21 protein-coding genes are annotated in these 20985 nt (G+C 67.3%); 11 read left to right on the plus strand and 10 right to left on the minus strand.

What is annotated here, in order from left to right; genetic code table 11:
• Positions 1-48: 48 nt before the first annotated feature.
• Entirely contained in the window at positions 49-1878 is a 1830-nt protein-coding gene (locus CFB81_RS11990; protein WP_069618103.1) for a glycoside hydrolase family 15 protein, read from the plus strand.
• A 213-nt stretch (positions 1879-2091) separates the two neighbouring features.
• Positions 2092-3582 carry a polyhydroxyalkanoate depolymerase gene (locus CFB81_RS11995; protein WP_089435424.1) on the plus strand — a complete coding sequence of 497 codons (1491 nt, stop codon included), beginning with the start codon at positions 2092-2094 and terminating at the stop codon, positions 3580-3582.
• A 116-nt stretch (positions 3583-3698) separates the two neighbouring features.
• Here the strand turns inward: CFB81_RS11995 and CFB81_RS12000 are convergent, their stop codons facing one another.
• Positions 3699-4331 (minus strand): TetR family transcriptional regulator, encoded by a 633-nt coding sequence (locus CFB81_RS12000; RefSeq protein WP_006478198.1) that lies wholly within the window; start codon positions 4329-4331, stop codon positions 3699-3701.
• A gap of 263 nt (positions 4332-4594) precedes the next feature.
• Here CFB81_RS12000 and rsxB point away from each other — a divergent pair, with 263 nt between their 5' ends.
• Both rsxB and nth read left to right on the plus strand, forming a co-directional pair.
• The gene (gene rsxB / locus CFB81_RS12005; RefSeq protein ID WP_089435425.1) at positions 4595-5506 is read left to right on the plus strand and encodes an electron transport complex subunit RsxB; all 912 of its coding nucleotides are present in this window, start codon (positions 4595-4597) and stop codon (positions 5504-5506) included.
• Positions 5503-6147 carry an endonuclease III gene (nth, locus tag CFB81_RS12010; protein ID WP_006478196.1) on the plus strand — a complete coding sequence of 215 codons (645 nt, stop codon included), beginning with the start codon at positions 5503-5505 and terminating at the stop codon, positions 6145-6147. Before rsxB ends, nth begins: the two co-directional genes overlap by 4 nt.
• A 66-nt stretch (positions 6148-6213) precedes the next feature.
• On the opposite strand, the gene CFB81_RS12015 is transcribed toward nth, so the two are convergent.
• The gene (locus tag CFB81_RS12015) at positions 6214-7143 is read right to left on the minus strand and encodes a DMT family transporter (protein ID WP_069618100.1); all 930 of its coding nucleotides are present in this window, start codon (positions 7141-7143) and stop codon (positions 6214-6216) included.
• Between the two features lie 202 nt (positions 7144-7345).
• On the opposite strand from CFB81_RS12015, the gene CFB81_RS12020 reads away from it, so the two are divergent.
• Positions 7346-7813, plus strand: a complete 468-nt coding sequence (locus CFB81_RS12020; protein WP_371090871.1) for a DUF1841 family protein — start codon at positions 7346-7348, stop codon at positions 7811-7813.
• A gap of 108 nt (positions 7814-7921) precedes the next feature.
• On the opposite strand, the gene CFB81_RS12025 is transcribed toward CFB81_RS12020, so the two are convergent.
• Both CFB81_RS12025 and CFB81_RS12030 read right to left on the minus strand, forming a co-directional pair.
• Positions 7922-8281, minus strand: a complete 360-nt coding sequence (locus CFB81_RS12025; protein ID WP_006478193.1) for a cytochrome c — start codon at positions 8279-8281, stop codon at positions 7922-7924.
• A 40-nt stretch (positions 8282-8321) separates the two neighbouring features.
• Positions 8322-8681, minus strand: a complete 360-nt coding sequence (locus CFB81_RS12030; RefSeq protein WP_006478192.1) for a cytochrome c — start codon at positions 8679-8681, stop codon at positions 8322-8324.
• 244 nt (positions 8682-8925) lie between these two features.
• Here CFB81_RS12030 and CFB81_RS12035 point away from each other — a divergent pair, with 244 nt between their 5' ends.
• From CFB81_RS12035 to CFB81_RS12055, 5 genes are all read left to right on the plus strand, one after another.
• Positions 8926-9768 carry a MoxR family ATPase gene (locus tag CFB81_RS12035; RefSeq protein WP_069618099.1) on the plus strand — a complete coding sequence of 281 codons (843 nt, stop codon included), beginning with the start codon at positions 8926-8928 and terminating at the stop codon, positions 9766-9768.
• A 21-nt stretch (positions 9769-9789) separates the two neighbouring features.
• Positions 9790-10965, plus strand: coding sequence for a VWA domain-containing protein (locus tag CFB81_RS12040; RefSeq protein ID WP_050018108.1), 1176 nt, complete (start codon positions 9790-9792; stop codon positions 10963-10965).
• A 55-nt stretch (positions 10966-11020) separates the two neighbouring features.
• Positions 11021-12232 (plus strand): benzoate/H(+) symporter BenE family transporter, encoded by a 1212-nt coding sequence (locus CFB81_RS12045; RefSeq protein WP_089435426.1) that lies wholly within the window; start codon positions 11021-11023, stop codon positions 12230-12232.
• Between the two features lie 168 nt (positions 12233-12400).
• Complete coding sequence (gene tal, locus CFB81_RS12050; protein WP_089435828.1) at positions 12401-13354, plus strand: transaldolase; 954 nt, start codon at positions 12401-12403, stop codon at positions 13352-13354.
• A gap of 236 nt (positions 13355-13590) precedes the next feature.
• Positions 13591-14046, plus strand: coding sequence for a VOC family protein (locus CFB81_RS12055; protein WP_089435427.1), 456 nt, complete (start codon positions 13591-13593; stop codon positions 14044-14046).
• 90 nt (positions 14047-14136) lie between these two features.
• Here CFB81_RS12055 and mctP read toward each other — a convergent pair whose 3' ends face one another.
• The 3 genes from mctP to CFB81_RS12070 form a co-directional block, all read right to left on the minus strand.
• Positions 14137-15687, minus strand: a complete 1551-nt coding sequence (mctP, locus tag CFB81_RS12060) for a monocarboxylate uptake permease MctP (protein ID WP_069618096.1) — start codon at positions 15685-15687, stop codon at positions 14137-14139.
• Positions 15684-15926, minus strand: coding sequence for a DUF3311 domain-containing protein (locus CFB81_RS12065; RefSeq protein ID WP_006490660.1), 243 nt, complete (start codon positions 15924-15926; stop codon positions 15684-15686). Before CFB81_RS12065 ends, mctP begins: the two co-directional genes overlap by 4 nt.
• 199 nt (positions 15927-16125) lie before the next feature.
• Positions 16126-17043 (minus strand): spermidine synthase, encoded by a 918-nt coding sequence (locus CFB81_RS12070; protein WP_089435428.1) that lies wholly within the window; start codon positions 17041-17043, stop codon positions 16126-16128.
• Positions 17044-17196: 153 nt separating this feature from the next.
• On the opposite strand from CFB81_RS12070, the gene CFB81_RS12075 reads away from it, so the two are divergent.
• Entirely contained in the window at positions 17197-17451 is a 255-nt protein-coding gene (locus tag CFB81_RS12075; RefSeq protein ID WP_089435429.1) for a hypothetical protein, read from the plus strand.
• Between the two features lie 410 nt (positions 17452-17861).
• Here CFB81_RS12075 and CFB81_RS12080 read toward each other — a convergent pair whose 3' ends face one another.
• The 3 genes from CFB81_RS12080 to htpG are packed head-to-tail and all read right to left on the minus strand — an operon-like array spanning position 17862 to position 20841.
• Positions 17862-18338 carry a DNA-deoxyinosine glycosylase gene (locus CFB81_RS12080; RefSeq protein ID WP_069618093.1) on the minus strand — a complete coding sequence of 159 codons (477 nt, stop codon included), beginning with the start codon at positions 18336-18338 and terminating at the stop codon, positions 17862-17864.
• Positions 18338-18934 (minus strand): chorismate lyase, encoded by a 597-nt coding sequence (locus CFB81_RS12085; protein WP_069618186.1) that lies wholly within the window; start codon positions 18932-18934, stop codon positions 18338-18340. The genes CFB81_RS12080 and CFB81_RS12085 overlap by 1 nt, the downstream gene beginning before the upstream one ends.
• 8 nt (positions 18935-18942) lie before the next feature.
• A complete protein-coding gene (htpG, locus tag CFB81_RS12090) occupies positions 18943-20841 on the minus strand; it encodes a molecular chaperone HtpG (RefSeq protein WP_089435430.1) in 1899 nt (632 codons plus the stop codon).
• Positions 20842-20985: the final 144 nt, after the last annotated feature.

Here is a 20985-nt window from a genome sequence, read left to right on the forward strand (position 1 = left end):
CCGCCGACGTCCGCATTGTGAACTCGAATACCCAAGGATCGCCTGCCCATGCCCGCCCTGATCGAAGACTACGCCCTCGTCGGCGACGGCCACACGGCCGCGCTGATCGCAAAAGACGGCTCCGTCGACTGGCTGTGCTGGCCCCGCTTCGATTCGGGCGCCTGCTTCGCGGCGCTGCTCGGCACGCCCGAGCACGGCCGCTGGCTGCTTGCTCCGGCCGCCGACGCCGCGATCACGCACACGACACGCCGCTATCGCGGCGACACGCTGATCCTCGAAACCGATTACGAAAGCGCCGACGGCGCCGTCACCGTGATCGACTTCATGCCGCCCGGCAACGGCTGGTCGGAACTGGTGCGGATCGTCGTCGGCCGCCACGGCACGATGAAGATGCGCATGGAGCTCGTGTTGCGCTTCGACTACGGCTTCTCGATTCCGTGGGTCACGCAACTGACCCGCGAGGACGGCATGAAGGCCATCGCCGGCCCCGATACCGTCGTGCTGCGCACGCCGGTGCCGCTCACCGGCAAGAACCTCCATACGCTCGCCGAATTCACGGTGAGCGCCGACGAGCGCGTGCCGTTCTCGCTCGGCTACGCGGCGTCGCACATGCGGCTGCCGCCGGCGCGCGACCCGCTGTCGATGCTCGCGCGCACCGAGAACTACTGGCTCGAATGGTCGGGCCGCTGCCAGGTGCAGGGCCGCTACGCGGCCGCCGTGCGGCGCTCGCTGATCACGCTGAAGGCGCTCGCGTACGAGCCGACCGGCGGCATCGTCGCGGCGCCGACCACGTCGCTGCCCGAGAAGATCGGCGGCAACCGCAACTGGGACTACCGCTACTGCTGGCTGCGCGACGCGACGATCACGCTGCTCGCGCTGATGCGCGGCGGCTACTACGACGAGGCGCGCGCGTGGCGCACGTGGCTCGGCCGCGTGATGGCCGGCTCGCCCGAGCAAATCCAGATTATGTACGGGATCGCCGGCGAGCGCCGGCTGCCGGAAATGGAGCTCGACTGGCTGCCCGGCTACCAGGATTCGCTGCCGGTGCGCGTCGGCAACGGTGCCGCGAACCAGCTCCAGCTCGACGTGTTCGGCGAGGTGATGGCCGCGCTGCACCTCGCGCGCGTGGGCGGCCTGCAGGCCGACGACACGGTCTGGTCGGTGCAGTGCGCGCTGCTCGACCATCTGGAGAAGATCTGGCAGGAACCCGACGAAGGGATCTGGGAAACGCGCGGCGGCCGCCGCCATTTCACGTTCTCCAAGGTGATGGCGTGGGTCGCGTTCGACCGCGCGATCAAGTCGGCGGAAATGTTCCGGCTGCCCGGCTCGCTCGACCGCTGGCGCGTGCTGCGCGAGCGGATCCATGCGGACGTCTGCGCGAACGCGTGGCACGAAGGCAAGCAGGCGTTCGCGCAAAGCTACGGCAGCGACGAGCTCGACGCGAGCGTGCTGCTGCTGCCGCAGCTCGGCTTCCTGCCGCCGGAGGACCCGCGCATCGTCGGCACGGTCGACGCGATCGAACGGGAATTGCTGCACGACGGGCTCGTGATGCGCTACCGCACGACCGAATACGACGACGGCCTGCCGCCGGGCGAAGGCACGTTTCTCGCGTGCAGCTTCTGGCTGGTCGACAGCTATGCGCTGCTCGGCCGGATCGACGACGCGCACCGGCTTTTCAGCCGGCTGCTCGCGCTGTCGAACGACCTGGGCCTGCTCGCGGAGGAATACGACCCGGTGGCCGGGCGGCTCGTCGGCAACTTCCCGCAGGCGTTCTCGCACGTGGCGCTCGTGCATACCGCGATGAACCTGATGCACCATGAAGACGCGATGGCGCGCGCGGCCGGCCAGCCCGCCCCGGCCGTGGCCACTGGCCGCTGAGCGGCGGCGCGGGCCCTTGTTCATAGATCGTCAAATCGCAAAAATTTGATGAAAAATCCGGGAAATGTTGCATTGCACCACCGATCGTTGTCCGATATGATCGACGAGATTGTCCGGCTGCAATGCAACATGGCCGGCCGCTGACCCACACGGCACGCCGCGACGCCTCACGCCGCCCTTGCGCACCGTCCCCCCCACGCGGGAGTAGCCTGCATGCTTTACCAACTGCACGAATTCCAGCGGGCAATGCTGAGCCCGCTCACGGCCTGGGCCCAGGCCGCGTCGAAGTCGTTCGCGAATCCGTCCAGCCCGTTCTCGCTGATGCCCGGCGCGCCGCGGATGGCAGCCGCCTATGAGCTGATGTATCGGCTCGGCAAGGATTACGAAAAGCCGGAATTCAACCTTCATCAGATCGTCAAGGACGGCCACAACATCCCGATCGTCGAGCAGACGATCATCGAGAAGCCGTTCTGCCGGCTGCTGCGCTTCAAGCGCTATTCGGACGACGCCGACGCCGTCACGCAACTGAAGGACGAACCCGTCGTGCTGGTCTGTGCGCCGCTGTCGGGCCACCACTCGACGCTGCTGCGCGACACGGTGCGCACGCTGCTGCAGGATCACAAGGTCTACATCACGGACTGGATCGACGCGCGGATGGTGCCGGTCGAGGTCGGCCCGTTCCACCTGCACGACTACATCGCGTACATCCAGGAATTCATCCGTCACATCGGCGCGCGCAACCTGCACGTGATCTCGGTATGCCAGCCGACGGTGCCGGTGCTCGCGGCGATTTCGCTGATGGCGAGCCGCGGCGAGGACACGCCGCTCACGATGACGATGATGGGCGGCCCGATCGACGCGCGCCGCAGCCCGACGTCGGTGAACTCGTTGGCCACGCAACACTCGACCGCGTGGTTCGAGAACAACGTGATCCACACGGTGCCCGCGAACTATCCGGGCGAAGGCCGCCAGGTGTATCCGGGCTTCCTGCAGCACACGGGCTTCGTCGCGATGAATCCGGAGCGGCACGCGCAATCGCACTGGGACTTCTACCAGAGCCTGCTGCGCGGTGACGAGGACGACGCCGAAGCGCACCGCCGCTTCTACGACGAGTACAACGCGGTGCTCGACATGGCCGCCGAGTATTACCTCGAGACGATCCGCGTCGTGTTCCAGGAATTCCGCCTCGCGGAAGGCACGTGGGACGTCGAGGGCGAGCGCGTGCGGCCGCAGGACATCAAGCACACCGCGCTGATGACGATCGAGGGCGAACTCGACGACATCTCGGGCAGCGGCCAGACGCACGTCGCGCACGAGTTGTGCACGGGCATCCCGCAGGACGATCGCCGCAGCCTGACCGCCGAGAAGTGCGGCCACTACGGAATCTTCTCGGGCCGCCGCTGGCGCACGATCATCTATCCGCAGCTGCGCGACTTCATCCGCGAGCATGCGCCGGAGCCGAAGCACGGCGCGACGAAGTTGCCGCTCGATGCGCAGGATGCGACCACGATCGGCGTCGTGCCGGCCGCGAAGCCGGAGCCGGAAACGGCGGTGCGCGTCACCGCCGCGAAACGCACGCGCGCGAAGGCGCCGGCCGTGACGGTCGCGCCCGCTAGGACGCCCGCCGCGAAGGCCGCGCCCGCGGCGAAACGCGCGGCAGGCAGCCCGCGCGCCAAAACCGTGCGGGCCCGCAAGGCCGCCTGACGCGCCGCGGTCCGACGCAAAAACGCCGCCGTTGCCTGGCGCAACGGCGGCGTTTTTTTATCCGGCCGCGGCCGCGGCCGCGAGCGGGCAGCTCGTCGGCTCCTGCGTTCGTCGCGTCAGCGCCGCAGCAGATAGGCGAGCAGCACCTCGGTGTTCATCCGGACCATTTCCGCACGCTCGTCGGTGTCGGTGAAGTCGCGGCCGAGCGTCGCGGCAAGCGTGAAGCGGTTCGACACGATGTAGTAGCCAAGCCCCGACAGCGTCACGTAGAAGCGCAGCGGATCGACGTCGCCACGGAACAGCCCGGCCTTCTGGCCGCGCATCAGCACGTTGCCGAGCTTCGCGACGATCGGCGACATCATTTCGCGAATCCGCGTCGACTTGTGCAGATAGCGCGCTTCGTGCAGGTTCTCGTTGTTGATGAGCCGGAGCAGCTCCGGATGGTCGCGGTAGTAGTCCCACACGAAATGCGCGAGCCGCGTGACGGCTTCGACCGGCGCGACGCCGTCGAGATCCAGCACGCGCTCGGCCTCCGTCAGCGCGGAGAACGCGTGTTCGAGCACCGCCGTGAAGAGCTGCTCCTTGCTGCCGAAGTAGTAATAGAGCATGCGCTCGTTCGTTTCGGCCCGGCGCGCGATCTGATCGACGCGCGCGCCGAACAGCCCTCCATTCGCGAACTCTTCGGCTGCCGCCATCAGGATGCGGCGGCGCGTGCCTTCAGGATCTCTTTTGATTTTTGGCTGATTCATGGTGGCGCTTTGCTATGTGAGCCGCTTGATTCGGACCGACACCCCCACCGCCTCGGCGTCGGCCGCCCTGGAACGGGCGCGCCGCGGGCGGCCGCCCTCCTGCTGAGCCCCTGCAAAAAAGCGGTTCGATTATGCGCATAGACGGCGTCCGGCGCAATGCGGGAAATCGGCGATAATCGAGCTTTGGCAAACCTTTCCGGCCGCGCCCGACGCGGCCGAGAGCCATTCGGCGCCGCTGCGCCTGTTGTCAGCCTGTCGTCACCGTGACCGATTCCAAAACACTCGCGGATCGCATCGAAGATCTGCTTCCCCAGACGCAATGCACGAAGTGCGGCTATAACGGCTGCCGTCCGTACGCCGAGGCGATCGCCGCCGGCAACGCGAACTACAACCAGTGCCCGCCCGGCGGCGCCGAAGGCATCGCGCGCCTCGCGAACCTGCTCGGCAAGCCGGTCATTCCGCTGAACCCCGTCAACGGCAGCGAGCATCCGCGCGCGCTCGCGTTCATCGACGAAAACCTGTGCATCGGCTGCACGCTGTGCATGCAGGCGTGCCCGGTCGACGCGATCGTCGGCGCGCCGAAGCAGATGCACACGATCGTCGCGTCGCTGTGCACGGGCTGCGACCTGTGCGTGCCGCCCTGCCCGGTCGACTGCATCGCGATGCTGCCGGTCACCGGCGATCGCACCGGCTGGGACGCGTGGTCGCAGGAACAGGCCGACGCCGCGCGCCGACGCCACGACCTGCGGCTCGCGCGCCAGCGCCGCGAGCGCGAGGCCGCCGAAGCGCGCGCCGCCGCCCGCCGCGCGGCCAGCGCCGCGAAGCCGGCTGCGGAACCATCGGCGGCGCAGCCCGGCTCGCAGGGCACGCCGGCCGCCACACCGGCCGACGACGCCGAAGCGAAGAAACGCGCGATCATCGCCGCCGCGCTCGAACGCGCGCGCAAGAAGAAGGAAGAGCTGTCCGGGCAAGGCGCGGGGCCGAAGAACACCGAAGGCGTGAGCCCGGCCGTCCAGGCGCAGATCGACGCGGCCGAGGCCCGCCGCAAGCGGCTCGCCGAACAGCAGGCGCAGCGCGACGCCGAAGCGGCCTCGGGCAGCAACGATCACGACAACGACGCAGGCAACGACGATCCGGACGGCTCGTCCGCGCCGCCCGACCAGAACGCTCCATGAACGCCAGCAAACGACGCGCGATCTACGAAACGCTGCAGAGCCTCAATCCGCATCCGACCACCGAACTCGAATACTCGACGCCGTTCGAGCTGCTGATCGCCGTGATGCTGTCCGCGCAGGCGACCGACGTGTCGGTCAACAAGGCGATGCGGAAAATGTTCCCGGTCGCGAACACCCCGCGACAAATCGTCGCGCTCGGCGAGGAAGGCGTCACCGAGTACATCAAGACGATCGGCCTCTATCGCACCAAGGCGAAGAACGTGGTCGCGACGTGCCGGATCCTGCTCGAGCGCTACGACGGCGAGGTGCCGGCCGATCGCGAAGCGCTCGAAGGCTTGCCGGGCGTCGGCCGCAAGACCGCGAACGTCGTGCTGAACACCGCGTTCGGCCAGCCGACGATCGCGGTCGACACGCATATCTTCCGCGTCGCGAATCGCACCGGGCTCGCGCCGGGCAAGGACGTGCGGGCCGTCGAGGCCGCGCTCGAGAAGTTCACGCCGAAGGAATTCCTGCAGGACGCGCATCACTGGCTGATCCTGCACGGGCGCTACGTCTGCAAGGCCCGCCGGCCCGAATGCTGGCACTGCGCGATCGAGCCGCTGTGCGAGTTCCGGCCGAAGACGCCGCCCCCCAACGAATGAGCATCAGCGACGGCTGACGTATCCACGCACCGCGCCGGCCCCGTTGCGGTGCCGGCGGCTTGCCGGCTACGCGTTCGACGTCGCCGTCGCGTCGTCGGCGGCCGCGCCGCCCGCGCGCACGAGCGCCAGCACGGCCGCCAGAATCGCGACGCCGCCGCCCCACTGCAGCGGCGACAACGCTTCCCCGAACAGCAGCGCCGCGAGCGCGACCGTCACGACCGGTTCGAGCGTCGACAGCATCGACGTGCGCGCGGCCCCGAGCCGCTCCAGCCCGGCGAAGAACGCGAGCATGGCGGCGACCGTCGACACGAGCGCGATCGCGAGCATCGACGCCCAGCCGCCGGCCGTCGCGGGCCAGCGCGGCGGCGCGCCGAACGCGGCCGTTCGCACGACGGCGATCGCGACGAGCGTCGCGGTGGCCGACAGGCAGATGATCGCGGTGGTCGCGAGCGGATCGACGCCGCGCGTCGCCTTCGTGCCGCCGACGATGTACAGCGAGTAGATCACCGCGGCGGCCAGCGCGAGCGCGATCCCGAGCGGCTCGCCGTGCCCGCCGCCGACCATCAGCGCCGAACCCGCGACACACAGCACCAGCGCGACGGCCTTGGCACGCGTGAGGCGCTCGCCGAGCCACCACGCGGCCAGCAGCGTGACGAACGCCGGATACAGGTACAGCAGCAGCGCGACGAGGCTCGCCTGCGCGTGCTGCAGCGCGCTGAAATAGCAGAACGACTGCCCGACGTAGCCGAGCGCGCCCATCGCGACCAGCGGCGCGAGCGCCCGCCCGCGCGGCCAAGCGACGCGGCGGTGCCGCGCGATCGCGGCGAGCACCGCGCCGCCGATCGCGAAGCGCACGATCAGCAGCCCGAGCACGTCGACGCCGGCCGCATACGCATAGCGGCCGAAAATCGCCATTGCACCGAACGCGGCGGCGGACAATGCGACGTAGAGCGCGCCCTGCAGGGCGGCGGACGATGAGCGGACGGTGGCGGTCATGATGAAAGATGAAAGCGGGCGAGCAACGCGCCGTGACGGGAATCGTCGGAGTGTAGCGGCGCGGCGGCGGCGAGCCTAGCCCGCGCTTACCCGTTGCGCGACGAGCGGCCGCAACGACCCGCGCCGGGCCGCCCGCCGCCCGCCCCCCCCAGGGCCGCCGCCAGCGCCGTCGGCCGCTCCGGCGTACAATGCGCGACGCGGCATGACGCCGCCCGAATCACGACGTTTCCCCACCATGTTCAATCCAAGCCGCGACGACGTGCGTCGCTTTTTCACCGAGACCTGGCGCAAGCAGCGCGCGGGCGAAATCCTGACGCCACTGGAAGCGATCGCAGCCGACTGGATCGTCGAGCATCCCGAATACCACGACGAACTGGCCGACGCCGACGGCGCGGCCGCGCGCAACTACACGCCCGAAGAAGGCCGGACCAACCCGTTCCTGCACCTGTCGATGCACCTCGCGATCAGCGAGCAGTTGTCGATCGACCAGCCGCCCGGCATCCGCGCCGCGCACGACAAGCTGGCCGCGAAGCTCGACTCGACCCACGACGCGCAGCACGCGATCATGGAATGCCTCGGCGAGACGATCTGGGAAGCGCAGCGCACGAACACGCCGCCCGATACCGACGCGTACCTGCAGCGCATCCTGCGCCGCGCATCGCGCGACTGAGTGGCGTCCGGGGCCGGCACATCGACCTGCGCCGGGCCGCGGACAAAAAAATACCCCGCCGCGGCGGGGTATTCTTGCTGCGCGAGGCGCCCGTGAGGCCCGTCGCGCTTACTTCTTGAACACGAGGTCGGTTTCCTTCAGCGACTCGATGTAGGACGCGATGTCCTTCATGTCGCTGACCGACAGGTTCTGTACCTGCGCCTGCATGATCGCGTTGTTGCGGCCGATCAGCGGGTTCGTCAGCCCCATCTGGTACTGGCGCATCGCCCACACGAGGTAGTCGGCGTGCTGGCCGGCGAGGCGCGGGTACTCCGCGTTGATCGGCTTGTTCAGCTGCGCGCCGTGGCAGGCCGCGCAGTTGTGCGATTCGACCAGTTCCTTGCCCTTCGAGATGTCCGCGGCGTGCGCGGTACCGATCGCGAGGCCGGCCGCCAGTGCAACCGCCGCCGTCTTGAATGCGTTGTTCATGAATGCTCCTGTCCCGCCGGAGAGATCGGCGGCGCGCGCTTTACTTGTAGGGGTTGTCCTTCGTGTCGGCCTTCTGGGCGGCGTAGTACGCCGACAGATCCGCGATGTCCTGGTCGGTCAGCGAGCCGGCGATCGCGTTCATCGACGGGAAGTGACGATCCTTCTTGCGGTAGGCCTTCAGCGCGTTCTCGAGGTATTGCTGGTTCTGGCCGCCGAGGACAGGCACCCGGTAGACCTCCGGATACGCCGCGCGGTAGTCCTGGATGCCGTGGCAACCGATGCACATGGCGGCCTTGCTCGCCCCGTCCTTCGGGTTGCCGACCACACCGGCCGCCTGCGCGCTGCCCGCGAGCGCCACGAGCGCTGCGACAACGACGTGTTTGCCGACGAATTTGTTCATAGCTCTTGTAACCTAGCTTGAGGGGAAACTGGCGCCGAAGCGGCAACGGCCCGCGCCGTTTTGCTTGTCGGTCGCCACGCAGGCCAAAAAAAACGGCCAGATTGTACCGCGTCGGCGGGGAATGCGTCCATACGGCGCCCCGGCGGGCCCCGCCACAGCCCCGCAACGATACGCGGGCGCGGCCCGCCCGGACAGCCCTTCTGACTTATACTGGGTTTTTTTCCCGTTGAAGAAGAGCGCCGCCATGCGTTTCGAAGGGTCCTCGCAGTACGTCGCCACCGACGATCTGAAGCTCGCCGTCAATGCCGCGCTGACGCTGCAACGCCCGCTGCTGATCAAGGGCGAGCCCGGCACCGGCAAAACCATGCTCGCCGAGGAAGTGGCTGCCGCGCTCGGCATGCCGCTGCTGCAGTGGCACATCAAGTCGACCACCAAGGCGCAGCAGGGCCTGTACGAATACGACGCCGTGTCGCGGCTGCGCGATTCGCAGCTCGGCGACGCGCGCGTGAAGGACATCGCGAACTACATCGTCAAGGGCGTGCTGTGGCAGGCGTTCGACGCCGAGCAGCCGAGCGTGCTGCTGATCGACGAGATCGACAAGGCCGACATCGAATTCCCGAACGACCTGCTGCGCGAGCTCGACCGGATGGAGTTCCACGTGTACGAGACGCGCGAGACCATTCGCGCGAAGCACCGTCCGCTCGTCATCATCACGTCCAACAACGAGAAGGAACTGCCCGACGCGTTCCTGCGCCGCTGCTTCTTCCACTACATCCAGTTTCCCGATCCGTCGACGATGCAGAAGATCGTCGCGGTGCATTTCCCGAACATCCGCGAGGAACTGCTGCGCGCGGCGCTCGAGAGCTTCTTCGAATTGCGCGGCGTGTCGGGCCTGAAGAAGAAGCCGTCGACGTCCGAACTGCTCGACTGGCTGAAGCTGCTGCTCGCCGAAAACATCCCGGCCGACGCGCTGCGCGGCGCGGACGCGAAGCAGATCGTGCCGCCGCTCGCCGGCGCGCTACTGAAGAACGAGCAGGACCTGAGCCTGCTCGAACGGCTCGTCTACATGAACCGGCACAACCGGTAACCCACCCGCGAAGGCCCGGCCATGCTGCTCAATTTCTTCTACGCGCTGCGCGCAGCCAAGCTGCCCGTCTCGGTGAAGGAATACCTGACGCTGCTCGAATCGCTGAAGGCCGGGCTGATCTCGCCGTCGATCGATGCGTTCTACTTCCTCGCGCGGATGACGCTCGTCAAGGACGAGCAATACTTCGACAAGTTCGACCAGGCGTTCGGCGCGTATTTCCACGGCGTGTCCGCGCTGCCGTCCGAGGCGTTCGACATCCCGCTCGACTGGCTCGAGAAGCGCCTCGAGCGCGAGCTGTCGCCCGAGGAGAAGGCGCAGATCGAAGCGATGGGCGGGCTCGACAAGCTGATGGAGCGTTTGAAGGCGCTGCTCGACGAGCAGAAGGAACGCCACGAAGGCGGCAACAAGTGGATCGGCACCGGCGGCACGTCGCCGTTCGGGCACGGCGGCTACAACCCCGAAGGCGTGCGCATCGGCGGCCCGTCGAACGGCAACCGCACCGCGGTAAAGGTGTGGGAAGCGCGCGCGTACCGCGACTACGACGATTCGGTCGAAATCGGCACGCGCAACATCAAGGTCGCGCTGCGGCGGCTGCGCCGCTTCGCGCGCGAAGGCGCGGCCGAGGAGCTCGACCTGCCCGGCACGATCCGCAGCACGGCCGCGAACGCCGGCTGGCTCGACCTGCGGATGGTGCCGGAGCGCCACAACAACGTGAAGGTGCTGATGCTGCTCGACGTCGGCGGCTCGATGGACGACCACATCAAGCGCACCGAAGAGCTGTTCTCGGCCGCGAAGGCCGAATTCAAGCACCTCGAATTCTTCTACTTCCACAACTGCGTGTACGACCACCTGTGGAAGAACAACCGCCGCCGCCACTCGGAGCGCACCGCGACGTGGGACGTGCTGCACAAGTTCACGCCCGACTACAAGCTGATCTTCGTCGGCGACGCGACGATGAGCCCGTACGAAGTGCTGCAGCCCGGCGGCTCGGTCGAATACAACAACCCGGAAGCCGGCGCCGTGTGGCTGCGCCGACTCGCCGACCAGTTCCCCCACCATGCGTGGCTGAACCCCGAGCCCGAGCGGCTATGGGAATACCGGCAGTCGGTCGCGATCATTCGCGACGTGCTCGGCCAGCGCATGTATCCGCTCACGCTCGCGGGCCTCGAAACCGCGATGCGCGCACTCAGCAAGTAACGACACCCACCTGCAGATACCCCGGCCGCGTCCGAGCGGCCACCCCGGAGAGAGCATGAACCCTTCGCCCACCGCGAGCGCCAGCCGCGCCGGCGGCCGCCGCTTTTTTGCCGATACGTCCGTGTCCACGCTCGTCGCCGGCTTCGTCGCGATGATGACCGGCTACACGAGCTCGCTCGTGCTGATGTTCCAGGCCGGCCGCGCCGCCCACCTCACCGATGCGCAGATCTCGTCGTGGATCTGGGCGCTGTCGATCGGCATGGCGCTGACGACCATCGGCCTGTCGCTGCGCTTTCGCGCGCCGGTGGTCGTCGCGTGGTCGACGCCCGGCGCCGCGCTGCTGGTCGCGTCGCTGCCCGGCGTGTCCTACCCGGAGGCGATCGGTGCGTTCGTCGTATGCGCGCTGCTGCTGACGGCCGTCGGCGTGAGCGGGCTGTTCGACACGCTGATGAAGCGCATTCCGGCCGGCATCGCGGCCGCGCTGCTCGCGGGCATCCTGTTCGAGATCGGCATCGAGATCTTCCGCGCCGCGCAGTTCCGGACCGCGCTCGTGCTCGCGATGTTCTTCACCTACCTGATCGTCAAGCGGCTCGCGCCGCGCTATGCGATTCCGACGACGCTGATCGTCGGCACGGCGGCGGCCGGCGGCCTCGGGCTGCTCGACTTCAGCCATTTCCACATCGCGCTCGCGCAGCCCGTGCTCACGATGCCCGCATTCTCGATCGCATCGATCGTCAGCATCGGCATTCCGCTGTTCGTCGTCGCGATGGCGTCGCAGAACGTGCCGGGCATCGCGGTGCTGCGTGCGGACGGCTATCAGACGCCTTCTTCGCCGCTGATCGCGACGACCGGCCTCGCGTCGCTGCTGCTCGCGCCGTTCGGCTCGCATGGCGTGAACCTCGCGGCGATCACGGCCGCGATCTGCACGGGCCCCGAAGCGCACGAGGATCGCGCGAAGCGCTACACGGCCGCCGTGTGGTGCGGCACGTTCTACCTGATTGCCGGCATCTTCGGCGCGACGATCGCCGCGCTGTTCGCGGCGCTGCCGAAGGCGCTCGTCGTGTCGGTCGCCGCGCTCGCGCTGTTCGGCTCGATCATGAGCGGGCTCGCGAACGCGATGCAGGACGTGAAGCAGCGCGAAGCGGCGCTCGTCACGTTCATGGTCACGGCTTCGGGCCTTACGCTGCTGTCGATCGGCCCGGCGTTCTGGGGGCTCGTCGCGGGCGTCGTCACGCAGGTAATCCTGAACGCGCGGCGCCCCGCGTGACGCGGCGCGCCGCCCGCCGCGGCGCGCGCCCGATGCGCCAAAACGTGCGCGACACGAATCGGGCCTAAAATGATGGATCGGAAGCGGCGCCCGGCGCCGCTTCGCTTCGCCGCCGCGCTCGCGCGGCCCGTGAGAACCCGGCGCCCCGCGCTCTTCTTCCGAATCGCCATGACTACCGCACTCGACCAGCTGAAGCAGTACACGACCGTCGTCGCCGACACGGGCGACTTCCAGCAGCTTGCGCAATACAAGCCGCAGGACGCGACCACGAACCCGTCGCTGATCCTGAAGGCCGTCCAGAAGGATGCGTACAAGCCGATCCTCGAGAAAACCGTCCGCGATCATCGCAACGAAAGCACCGATTTCATCATCGACCGGCTGCTGATCGCCTTCGGCACCGAAATCCTGAAGCTGATCCCGGGCCGCGTGTCGACCGAGGTCGACGCCCGCCTGTCGTTCGACACGCAGCGCTCGATCGACAAGGGTCGCGAGCTCATCAAGCTGTACGAAGCGGCCGGCGTCGGCCGCGAGCGCATCCTGATCAAGCTCGCGTCGACGTGGGAAGGCATTCGCGCGGCCGAGGTGCTGCAGAAGGAAGGGATCAAGTGCAACATGACCCTGCTTTTCTCGCTCGTGCAGGCCGCCGCATGCGCGGAAGCCGGCGCACAGCTGATCTCGCCGTTCGTCGGCCGCATCTACGACTGGTACAAGAAGCAGGCCGGCGCGGATTGGGACGAAGCGCGGGACGGCGGCGCGAACGATCCGGGCGTGCAATCGGTGCGCCGCATCTACACGTACTACAAGACGTTCGGCTACAAGACCGAAGTGATGGGCGCGAGCTTCCGCACCACCAGCCAGATCATCGAGCTCGCCGGCTGCGACCTGCTGACGATCAGTCCCGATTTGCTGCAGAAGCTGCAGGAGAGCAACGACACGGTCGCACGCAAGCTGTCGCCAGACACGCTGCAGGACAAGCCGGCCGAGCGCGTCGCGATCGACGAGGCATCGTTCCGCTTCCAGCTGAACGATGAAGCGATGGCGACCGAAAAGCTCGCCGAAGGCATCCGCGTATTCGCCGCCGACGCGGTGAAGCTCGAGAAGCTGATCGACGCGCTGCGCTGAGCCTGCGCGTCAGCGGCTGTCAGCAAGACCGACAACAGGCGTCAGCACACGCGCCGAAAACGGCTGCGAACTTCGCGTTCGCAGCCGTTTTATTTTTCATTCCATCGTCAAGCGCGCGCACTACAATCCACGTCACGGGTGCGACGGCCGCCTCCCGATGCGCCCTTCCCCAGTCAGTCTTGCACGACGCCACGCCAGCGCCGACGCGCCGGCATGGCACATCCCAGGAGACAACGATGCAAGTTCAACCGTACCTGACGTTCTACGGTCGTGCCGACGAAGCCCTTCAGTTCTACGAAAAGGCGCTCGGTGCGAAGACAATGTTCAAGATGCACTTCAAGGACGCCCCGCCGAATCCCGATTACCCGATGTCGCCCGAGATGGCCGACAAGGTGATGCACGCGAGTTTCACGATCGGCGAGTCGATGATCATGTGCTCGGACGGGGACTGCAGCCAGCCGGCAGGCGCCGCGCACGCCGGCTATTCGCTGTCGCTGAACCCGGCGACGGTCGACGAAGGCCAGAAGCTGTTCAATGCGCTCGCCGACGGCGGCGAAGTAACGATGCCGTTCGGCAAGACGTTCTGGGCGCTCGGCTTCGGGATGGCGAAGGATCGTTTCGGCGTGCACTGGATGGTCAACGTCGAGGATCTGTCGCAGCGCGAGGAACTCGCGAAACGCGCGCAGGGCTGACGCAAGAACGAACGCCCGCCACCTTGCGGTGGCGGGCGTTTTTCGTTGCCGCGTGGCGCGTGCGCGGCACACCGCCGCGCACGGCCCGTATCAGCCCTCGACGACGTCGAGATAATCCTCCGGCCGCGTGCGATCCTCCGCATGCGTCATCCCCATCGCGCGCACCAGCACGCTCACTACCACCGACACCACCAGGTTCACGACCAGCGACCACACGGCCGCGTAGCCGGGAATCGCGAGGCCGAACAGGTGGATCGTGAAGATCGAACTCGCCAGCTTCAGCGAGACCGCCATCCACGTGCCGCACACGATGCCTGCCGCCCAGCCGGCCAGCAGGCCGCGATGGTCGAGCACGCGCGTGTACAGGCCGAGCACGATCGCGGGCAGCGTCTGGATGATCCAGATCCCGCCGAGCAGTTGCAGCTGGATCGCGTAGGTCAGCGGCAACCCGAGGATGAACGCCACCGCGCCGACCTTCACGATCAGCGACACGAGCTTCGCGACGTGCGTTTCCTGGTCGTGCGACATGTTGCGGTTCACGAACTCGCGATGGATGTTGCGCGTGTACAGGTTCGCGGCCGCGATCGACATGATCGCCGCCGGCACCAGTGCGCCGATGCCGATCGCCGCGAACGCGACGCCGACGAACCACGACGGGAAGTACTCGAGGAACAGCGCGGGCACCGCGAAGTTCGGGCCGAACGCCTTGAAGTACGGCGCGTACTGCGGCATGTCCTTCACGCCGGAGGCGAGCGCCATGTAGCCGAGCAGCGCCAGCAGGCCGAGCACGAACGAATACGCGGGCAGCATCGCCATGTTGCGGCGGATCGAGTTGCCCGACGACGACGACAGGATCGCCGTGACCGAGTGCGGATACAGGAACAGCGCGAGCGCCGAGCCGATCGCGAGCGTCGCGTACGCGCTGTAGCCGTTCAGGCTCGCCGCGTCGGGCGCCTTCAGCAGCAGCTTCGCGGGCGGCACCGCGGAGAAGATGTGCCCGAAGCCGCCGAGCTTCGCGGGGATCACGATGACCGCGGCGGCGATCGTGACGTAGATCAGCACGTCCTTCACGATCGCGATCATCGCGGGCGCACGCAGCCCGGACGTGTACGTGTAAGCGGCGAGGATCGCGAACGCGATGATGAGCGGCAGGTCGCCGACGAAGCCGGTCGTGTCGAAGCCGAGCGCGCCGATCACCACCTCGATGCCGACGAGCTGCAGCGCGATGTACGGCATCGTCGCGAGGATGCCCGTCACCGCGATCGCCAGCGCGAGCATCCGGCTGCCGTAGCGCGCATTGACGAAATCCGCGGCCGTCACGTAGCCGTGCCGCTTCGCGATGCTCCACAGCTTCGGGAACACGACGAACGCGAACGGATAGATCAGGATCGTGTACGGCAGCGCGAAGAAGCCCATCGCGCCGGCACCGAACACGAGCGCGGGCACCGCGACGAACGTATAGGCCGTGTAGAGATCGCCGCCGAGCAGGAACCACGTAACGATCGTGCCGAAGCGGCGTCCGCCGAGGCCCCATTCGTCGAGATGGGCAAGATCGCCGCGCCGCCAGTTCGCGGCCAGGAAACCGATGATCGTGACGCCGATGAACAGCAGGACGAAGACGAAGGTCGCGCCGAGATTCATTGCGCACCTCCTTGCGTGCCGCTCGCCTTCCACGCGTTCTTGGTCTTGAAATACACGAACGCGGTAATCACCGCGCTGATGAAGACCCACAGCAGCTGGTACCAGTAGAAAAACGGAAAACCGAGCCATTGCGGTTCGATCTTGCTGTACGACGGTACCCAGACCATCGCGATCAGCGGCAGTACCAGCAGCCAGAGCCAGCGCTTGGCGGCCCGGTTGGCGTCGGCATCGTGAGCCATGACGTCTCCTCTTCTATCCCGGTTATCGATCTTGTTGAGCGGGTACGGCGCCGAGAGGAGCGGCAAAACGGGTAGGCTGCGGCTCCCCTGGCTTCGCGCCAGTATAGGAGCCGCGAGCACACGGTCAAGCGGGGGCGAACCCGAGGTGATCCGCCCCTTGTCGCGCGGTTGCACCGGCCCGTCGCCGGTGCATGCGACATCAGATCGCGAACGCGGCGTCGCGGGCGCCTGTCGTTGCTTTCAAAGCTTTCACCCACTTGCGCGCGGGCAGCTTCAGCGTGTCCTCGATCAGCTTCGCGCGGGCTTCCAGTTGTGCGAACGGCACGTCGAGCGCGGGGCCCGAGAACGCGATCGCGATCCGGTTGCCGTCGTGCACTTCGGGCAGCGCGATCACGCGGTGATCGAACGCCGCGTTCAGGTGCTTCATGTTGCGCACGAAGCTCGGATGATCGCCGAACAGGTTGATCGTCGCGATGCCGGCGTCGGCGAGACAGCCACGCACCGCGCGGTAGAACGCGACGCTGTCGAGCACGGGGCCGCGCGCGGTCGCGTCGTACAGGTCGATCTGGATCGCGCCCGTCGTGCCGCGGTTGGCCGGATCGTTGACGAAATCCCATGCGTCGGCTTCGTGCACGACGAGGCGCGCGTCGTCGGGCGGCAGCGCGAACATCGTGCGCGCGGCGACGATCACGGCCGGGTTCAGCTCGACGGCCTCGACCTTCGCGTGCGGCAGGAAACGGTGCGAGAACTTGGTCAGCGCGCCGGTGCCGAGCCCGAGCTGGACGATCCGCTCGGGCGTTTCGAGGAACAGCAGCCACGCCATCATCTGCTGCGCGTATTCGAGCTCGATATGCAGCGGCTTCGAGATCCGCATCGCGCCCTGCACCCACTCGGTGCCGAAGTGCAGGAAGCGCACGCCGCCTTCTTCGGAGAACGTCACGGGCGCGAAGCGCGGCTTGCGCGGCGCTTCGAGCACCGGCACGTCGTCGTGCTCGTCGATATCCGGGCGGCGCTTCACGCGCGGCGGCTGGAGTTTTTCGGAGCCGTTGTACGCGGACGGCTTGCGTTGCTTGAACGCGCGCGCCTCGGCGGACGCGCGCTTGATCAGTCGGGTCATGATGGTTGAATCTCGCTGGGTGATGCTGGATGACGCTGGATGAGCGGACGAGAGGATAGCATTGGTGGGGTCGGGGCCGCGCCGCGGGTCCGGCCACGCGTGACGCCGAATCCCGTCGGCGCCACGCTGCAGTCGCGGATCACAGGAGCGCGCATGACCTCGAACGACAAGAAGATCTGGTTTCCCGCGAAGCGCTACGGCTGGGGCTGGGGGTTGCCGGTGGCGTGGCAGGGGTGGGTCGTGCTGCTGCTGTTCGCGATCAGCGTCACTGCGAGCGCGTGGCTCGTGCCGCCGCAGCGTTCGCCGATTGCGTACGGTGCCTGCATCGTGGTGCTGGCCGCGCTGCTGACCGCGGTGTGCTGGCTCAAGGGCGAGAAACCGCGCTGGCGCTGGGGCAAGGACGATTGAGCGTCGCACGCAACGGCGTGTGACGAACGCCACGCGCGCCCACCGCCGGTACGCGTCGATGTTCCGGTCCGTTTCGACTGCTGATACGACGACCATCGAAATCCGCGAAACCCGCCGCCTGCCTGATCCGCGTACGTGCCGGTCCTTTACTTTCTTGCAATAAAAAGCCCGTTCGGTCGACCGAACCTATGCCAAACTGAAACGACATTCGGGGAGGCTCACGGCGGCCATGACGCATACAGCGACGGACCATGCATCGCCAGATCGCCGGGGATGGCTCTCCAGTCTGTGGCTGGTGGCGACCACCGATGATCAACTCGTCGCCGCACAAAGTCGCATTGCGTCGACCACGGGCGCCTGGCAAGGCAAGGCGAAGCCCTGACCGGGAGAGACTCGGAATCCGACGCGTCTCAGGCGCGAAGTGCGCGCCAAAGCGCCAGCTTCTGCTCGAACGACAGCATCGCATTCGCCGGGCTCGACGAAGGCAACACGAGGGTTTCATAACCCGCCGCGCCGATCACGTCGGCGAACCGCCCTGCCGTCTTGCCGTTGAAGCACACGCGCTTGAGCAACGGCGCATGCTCGCGCAGCGAATCGAAGTCGTTCGGCTGCGCGTTCCTGATCGCGGAATCGAGACTGCCCTGTCGATGGCACGCATCGAGCACATCCCAGATGCCGATGCCGTATGACAGCACACGCGCAAGCCGCGCATCGTACGGCAGTTCATGCAGCGACGGCTCGCCGAGCACCGCGCCGAGCAGCCGCCAGAACTGGTTACGCGGATGCGCGTAGTACTGCGCGGCGTCGAGCGACGCCTCGCCCGGAAAGCTGCCGAGGATCATCGTGTGCGTGTCCGGTGCGACGACCGGCGGAAATCCCCGCAACATCACGCGTCTCCGTGCGGCCCGACCGATCGCGGCCCGTCGCCGTGCGCATCGAGATGGCGCCACAGCGCCGGCAGCATGCACTCGGTGACCATCAGCGGCTTGCCGTGCCGCTGGAACACCGAGCGCCGCGCGGCAAACGCGTGCGGCGCGCGCGCGCCCTGCAATGCATGGCTCGCGAGCGCATACAGCGGATGGCCCGCGATCACGCGCCTGCTCACGAGCGCCGAGCGCTCGACCTGCGGATCGCTGTACAGCAGTTCCGCGAGCGGCCGCGTGCGCAGTCGCCGCATCGCCTGCCACACGCCCTTGCTGGCCGCGAGCGGCGCGATGCTGTGCGCGGCGACGTACGGCGTGCCGTCGACCGACAGGATCACCTCGCGCACCCACATCGGCGCGCGCGGCGAGCTCGCGAGTGCGTCGGGCTCGTCGAACCACGGCGCATCGACGGCCTCGCGCGTCACGCGCACGCTCACGCGGCCGAGCCGCGCGAGGTGCGCGGTCAGCGATCCGCCGCGCGTCAGCCAGTCGCGCTGGTCGAGCGTGCAGCCAGGCCGCGGCGTCTCGCGCCAGCCGGCCTGCGCGCCGTCGAATCGCATGCGCGCGTTCACGCGGCGCGCGACAGCAGCAGCGCGTTGGTCCGCTTCACGAAGCTCGCCGGATCGTCGAGCATGCCGCCTTCGGCCAGCAGCGCCTGATCGAACAGCAGATGGCACCAGTCGCCGAAATCGGCGCTGTCGGCGTTCAGCTGCTTCACGAGCGCGTGCTCAGGATTGATCTCGAGAATCGGCTGCATCGCCGGCGCGTTCTGGCCGGCCGCCTTCAGCATCCGCTGCAGGTAGCCGCTCATGTCGTTGTCGTCCGCGACGAGACACGACGGCGAATCGGTCAGGCGGAACGTGACGCGCACTTCCTTCACCTTGTCGCCGAGCGCTTCCTTCATCTTCTCGACGACCGGCTTGATCGCCTCGCCGGCTTGTTCCTGCGCCTTCTTCTCCTCGTCGTTCAGCTCGCCGAGATCGAGATCGCCGCGGGCCACGCTCGCGAGCGGCTTGCCGTCGAATTCGTGCAGGAACGACAGCATCCATTCGTCGACGCGGTCGGTCAGCAACAGCACCTCGACGCCCTTCTTGCGGAACACTTCCAGATGCGGGCTGTTCTTCGCGGCCTGCCACGTATCGGCGGTCACGTAGTAGATCTTGCTCTGCTCGGGCTTCATGCGCGACACGTAGTCGGCGAGCGACACGTCCTGCGCGTCGGTGTCGCCGTGCGTCGACGCGAAGCGCAGCAGCTTCGCGATGCGCTCGCGGTTCGCGTGATCCTCGCCGAGACCTTCCTTCAGCACCTGGCCGAACGCGCCCCAGAACGTCTTGTACTTGTCCTTGCCGGCATCGTCTTCCGCGTTCGCGAGTTCCTCGAGCATCGACAGCGCGCGCTTGGTCACGCCTTCGCGGATCGCCTTCACGTCGCGGCTTTCCTGCAGGATCTCGCGCGACACGTTCAGCGGCAGGTCGGCCGAATCGACGACGCCCTTCACGAAGCGCAGGTATTGCGGCAGCAGCTGCTCGGCGTCGTCCATGATGAACACGCGCTTCACGTACAGCTTCAGGCCGCCGCGATAGTCGCGGTTCCACAGGTCGAACGGCGCGTGCGCCGGCACGAACAGCAGTTGCGTGTATTCGCTGCGGCCCTCGACGCGGTTGTGCGTCCACGTGAGCGGATCCTGGTGATCGTGCGCGATGTGCTGGTAGAACTGCGTGTACTGCTCGTCGGTGACGTCGCTCTTCGAACGCGTCCACAGCGCGCTCGCCTGGTTGACGGTCTCGTCCTCGTCCTTCAGGACCATCTCGCCCTTTTCCTGATCCCACTCTTCCTTGCGCATCAGGATCGGCAGCGCGATGTGGTCGGAATACTTCTGGATGATCGACTTCAGGCGATGCGACGACAGCAGCTCGTCCTCACCTTCGCGCAGGTGCAGCGTGATCGTCGTGCCGCGCTGCGCGCGCTCGATCGCGTCGATCGTGAAATCGCCCTCGCCCGCGCTTTCCCAGCGCACGGCTTCGTTCGCCGGCAAGCCCGCGCGACGCGTCTCGACGGTGATCTTGTCGGCGACGATGAAGCCCGAATAGAAGCCGACGCCGAACTGCCCGATCAGCGCCGCATCCTTCTGCTGGTCACCCGACAGCTTCGTGAAGAATTCCTTGGTGCCCGAACGCGCGATCGTGCCGAGGTTCGCGATCGCCTCGTCGCGGCTCATGCCGATGCCGTTGTCGTCGATCGTGATCGTGCGCGCGGCCTTGTCGTAGCCGATGCGGATGCGCAGGTTCGGATCGTTCTCGTACAGCGCGCTATCCGCGAGCCCTTCGAAACGCAGCTTGTCGGCCGCGTCGGACGCATTCGACACCAGTTCGCGCAGGAAGATTTCCTTGTTGCTGTAGAGCGAATGGATCATCAGGTGGAGGAGTTGCTTGACCTCTGCCTGAAAGCTCATCGTTTCGTGTGCCATGGATGCTGTTTCCTCTTACTTGAACTGGAAAGGGATGACGCCGGCGCCCGGCGCGCGATGCCGGCGGCCCCACGAAGGACGACCGCCCGGCGCCAGCGGTTTGCGCGCGTATCTGGGGACGGCGCCGGGCATTTCAAGAGCCGG

Source organism: Burkholderia sp. AU28863, assembly GCF_002223195.1.
Classification (GTDB): domain Bacteria; phylum Pseudomonadota; class Gammaproteobacteria; order Burkholderiales; family Burkholderiaceae; genus Burkholderia; species Burkholderia sola.

Excerpts from the sequence above, each read along its gene's own strand:
- CFB81_RS11990 (WP_069618103.1), top strand. The coding sequence starts at position 49 with ATGCCCGCCCTGATCGAAGACTACGCCCTCGTCGGCGACGGCCACACG.
- CFB81_RS11995 (WP_089435424.1), top strand. The coding sequence starts at position 2,092 with ATGCTTTACCAACTGCACGAATTCCAGCGGGCAATGCTGAGCCCGCTC.
- CFB81_RS12000 (WP_006478198.1), bottom strand. The coding sequence starts at position 4,331 with ATGAATCAGCCAAAAATCAAAAGAGATCCTGAAGGCACGCGCCGCCGC.
- nth (WP_006478196.1), top strand. The coding sequence starts at position 5,503 with ATGAACGCCAGCAAACGACGCGCGATCTACGAAACGCTGCAGAGCCTC.
- CFB81_RS12015 (WP_069618100.1), bottom strand. The coding sequence starts at position 7,143 with ATGACCGCCACCGTCCGCTCATCGTCCGCCGCCCTGCAGGGCGCGCTC.
- CFB81_RS12020 (WP_371090871.1), top strand. The coding sequence starts at position 7,346 with ATGACGCCGCCCGAATCACGACGTTTCCCCACCATGTTCAATCCAAGC.
- CFB81_RS12025 (WP_006478193.1), bottom strand. The coding sequence starts at position 8,281 with ATGAACAACGCATTCAAGACGGCGGCGGTTGCACTGGCGGCCGGCCTC.
- CFB81_RS12030 (WP_006478192.1), bottom strand. The coding sequence starts at position 8,681 with ATGAACAAATTCGTCGGCAAACACGTCGTTGTCGCAGCGCTCGTGGCG.
- CFB81_RS12035 (WP_069618099.1), top strand. The coding sequence starts at position 8,926 with ATGCGTTTCGAAGGGTCCTCGCAGTACGTCGCCACCGACGATCTGAAG.
- CFB81_RS12040 (WP_050018108.1), top strand. The coding sequence starts at position 9,790 with ATGCTGCTCAATTTCTTCTACGCGCTGCGCGCAGCCAAGCTGCCCGTC.
- CFB81_RS12045 (WP_089435426.1), top strand. The coding sequence starts at position 11,021 with ATGAACCCTTCGCCCACCGCGAGCGCCAGCCGCGCCGGCGGCCGCCGC.
- tal (WP_089435828.1), top strand. The coding sequence starts at position 12,401 with ATGACTACCGCACTCGACCAGCTGAAGCAGTACACGACCGTCGTCGCC.
- CFB81_RS12055 (WP_089435427.1), top strand. The coding sequence starts at position 13,591 with ATGCAAGTTCAACCGTACCTGACGTTCTACGGTCGTGCCGACGAAGCC.
- mctP (WP_069618096.1), bottom strand. The coding sequence starts at position 15,687 with ATGAATCTCGGCGCGACCTTCGTCTTCGTCCTGCTGTTCATCGGCGTC.
- CFB81_RS12065 (WP_006490660.1), bottom strand. The coding sequence starts at position 15,926 with ATGGCTCACGATGCCGACGCCAACCGGGCCGCCAAGCGCTGGCTCTGG.
- CFB81_RS12070 (WP_089435428.1), bottom strand. The coding sequence starts at position 17,043 with ATGACCCGACTGATCAAGCGCGCGTCCGCCGAGGCGCGCGCGTTCAAG.
- CFB81_RS12075 (WP_089435429.1), top strand. The coding sequence starts at position 17,197 with ATGACCTCGAACGACAAGAAGATCTGGTTTCCCGCGAAGCGCTACGGC.
- CFB81_RS12080 (WP_069618093.1), bottom strand. The coding sequence starts at position 18,338 with ATGTTGCGGGGATTTCCGCCGGTCGTCGCACCGGACACGCACACGATG.
- CFB81_RS12085 (WP_069618186.1), bottom strand. The coding sequence starts at position 18,934 with ATGCGATTCGACGGCGCGCAGGCCGGCTGGCGCGAGACGCCGCGGCCT.
- htpG (WP_089435430.1), bottom strand. The coding sequence starts at position 20,841 with ATGGCACACGAAACGATGAGCTTTCAGGCAGAGGTCAAGCAACTCCTC.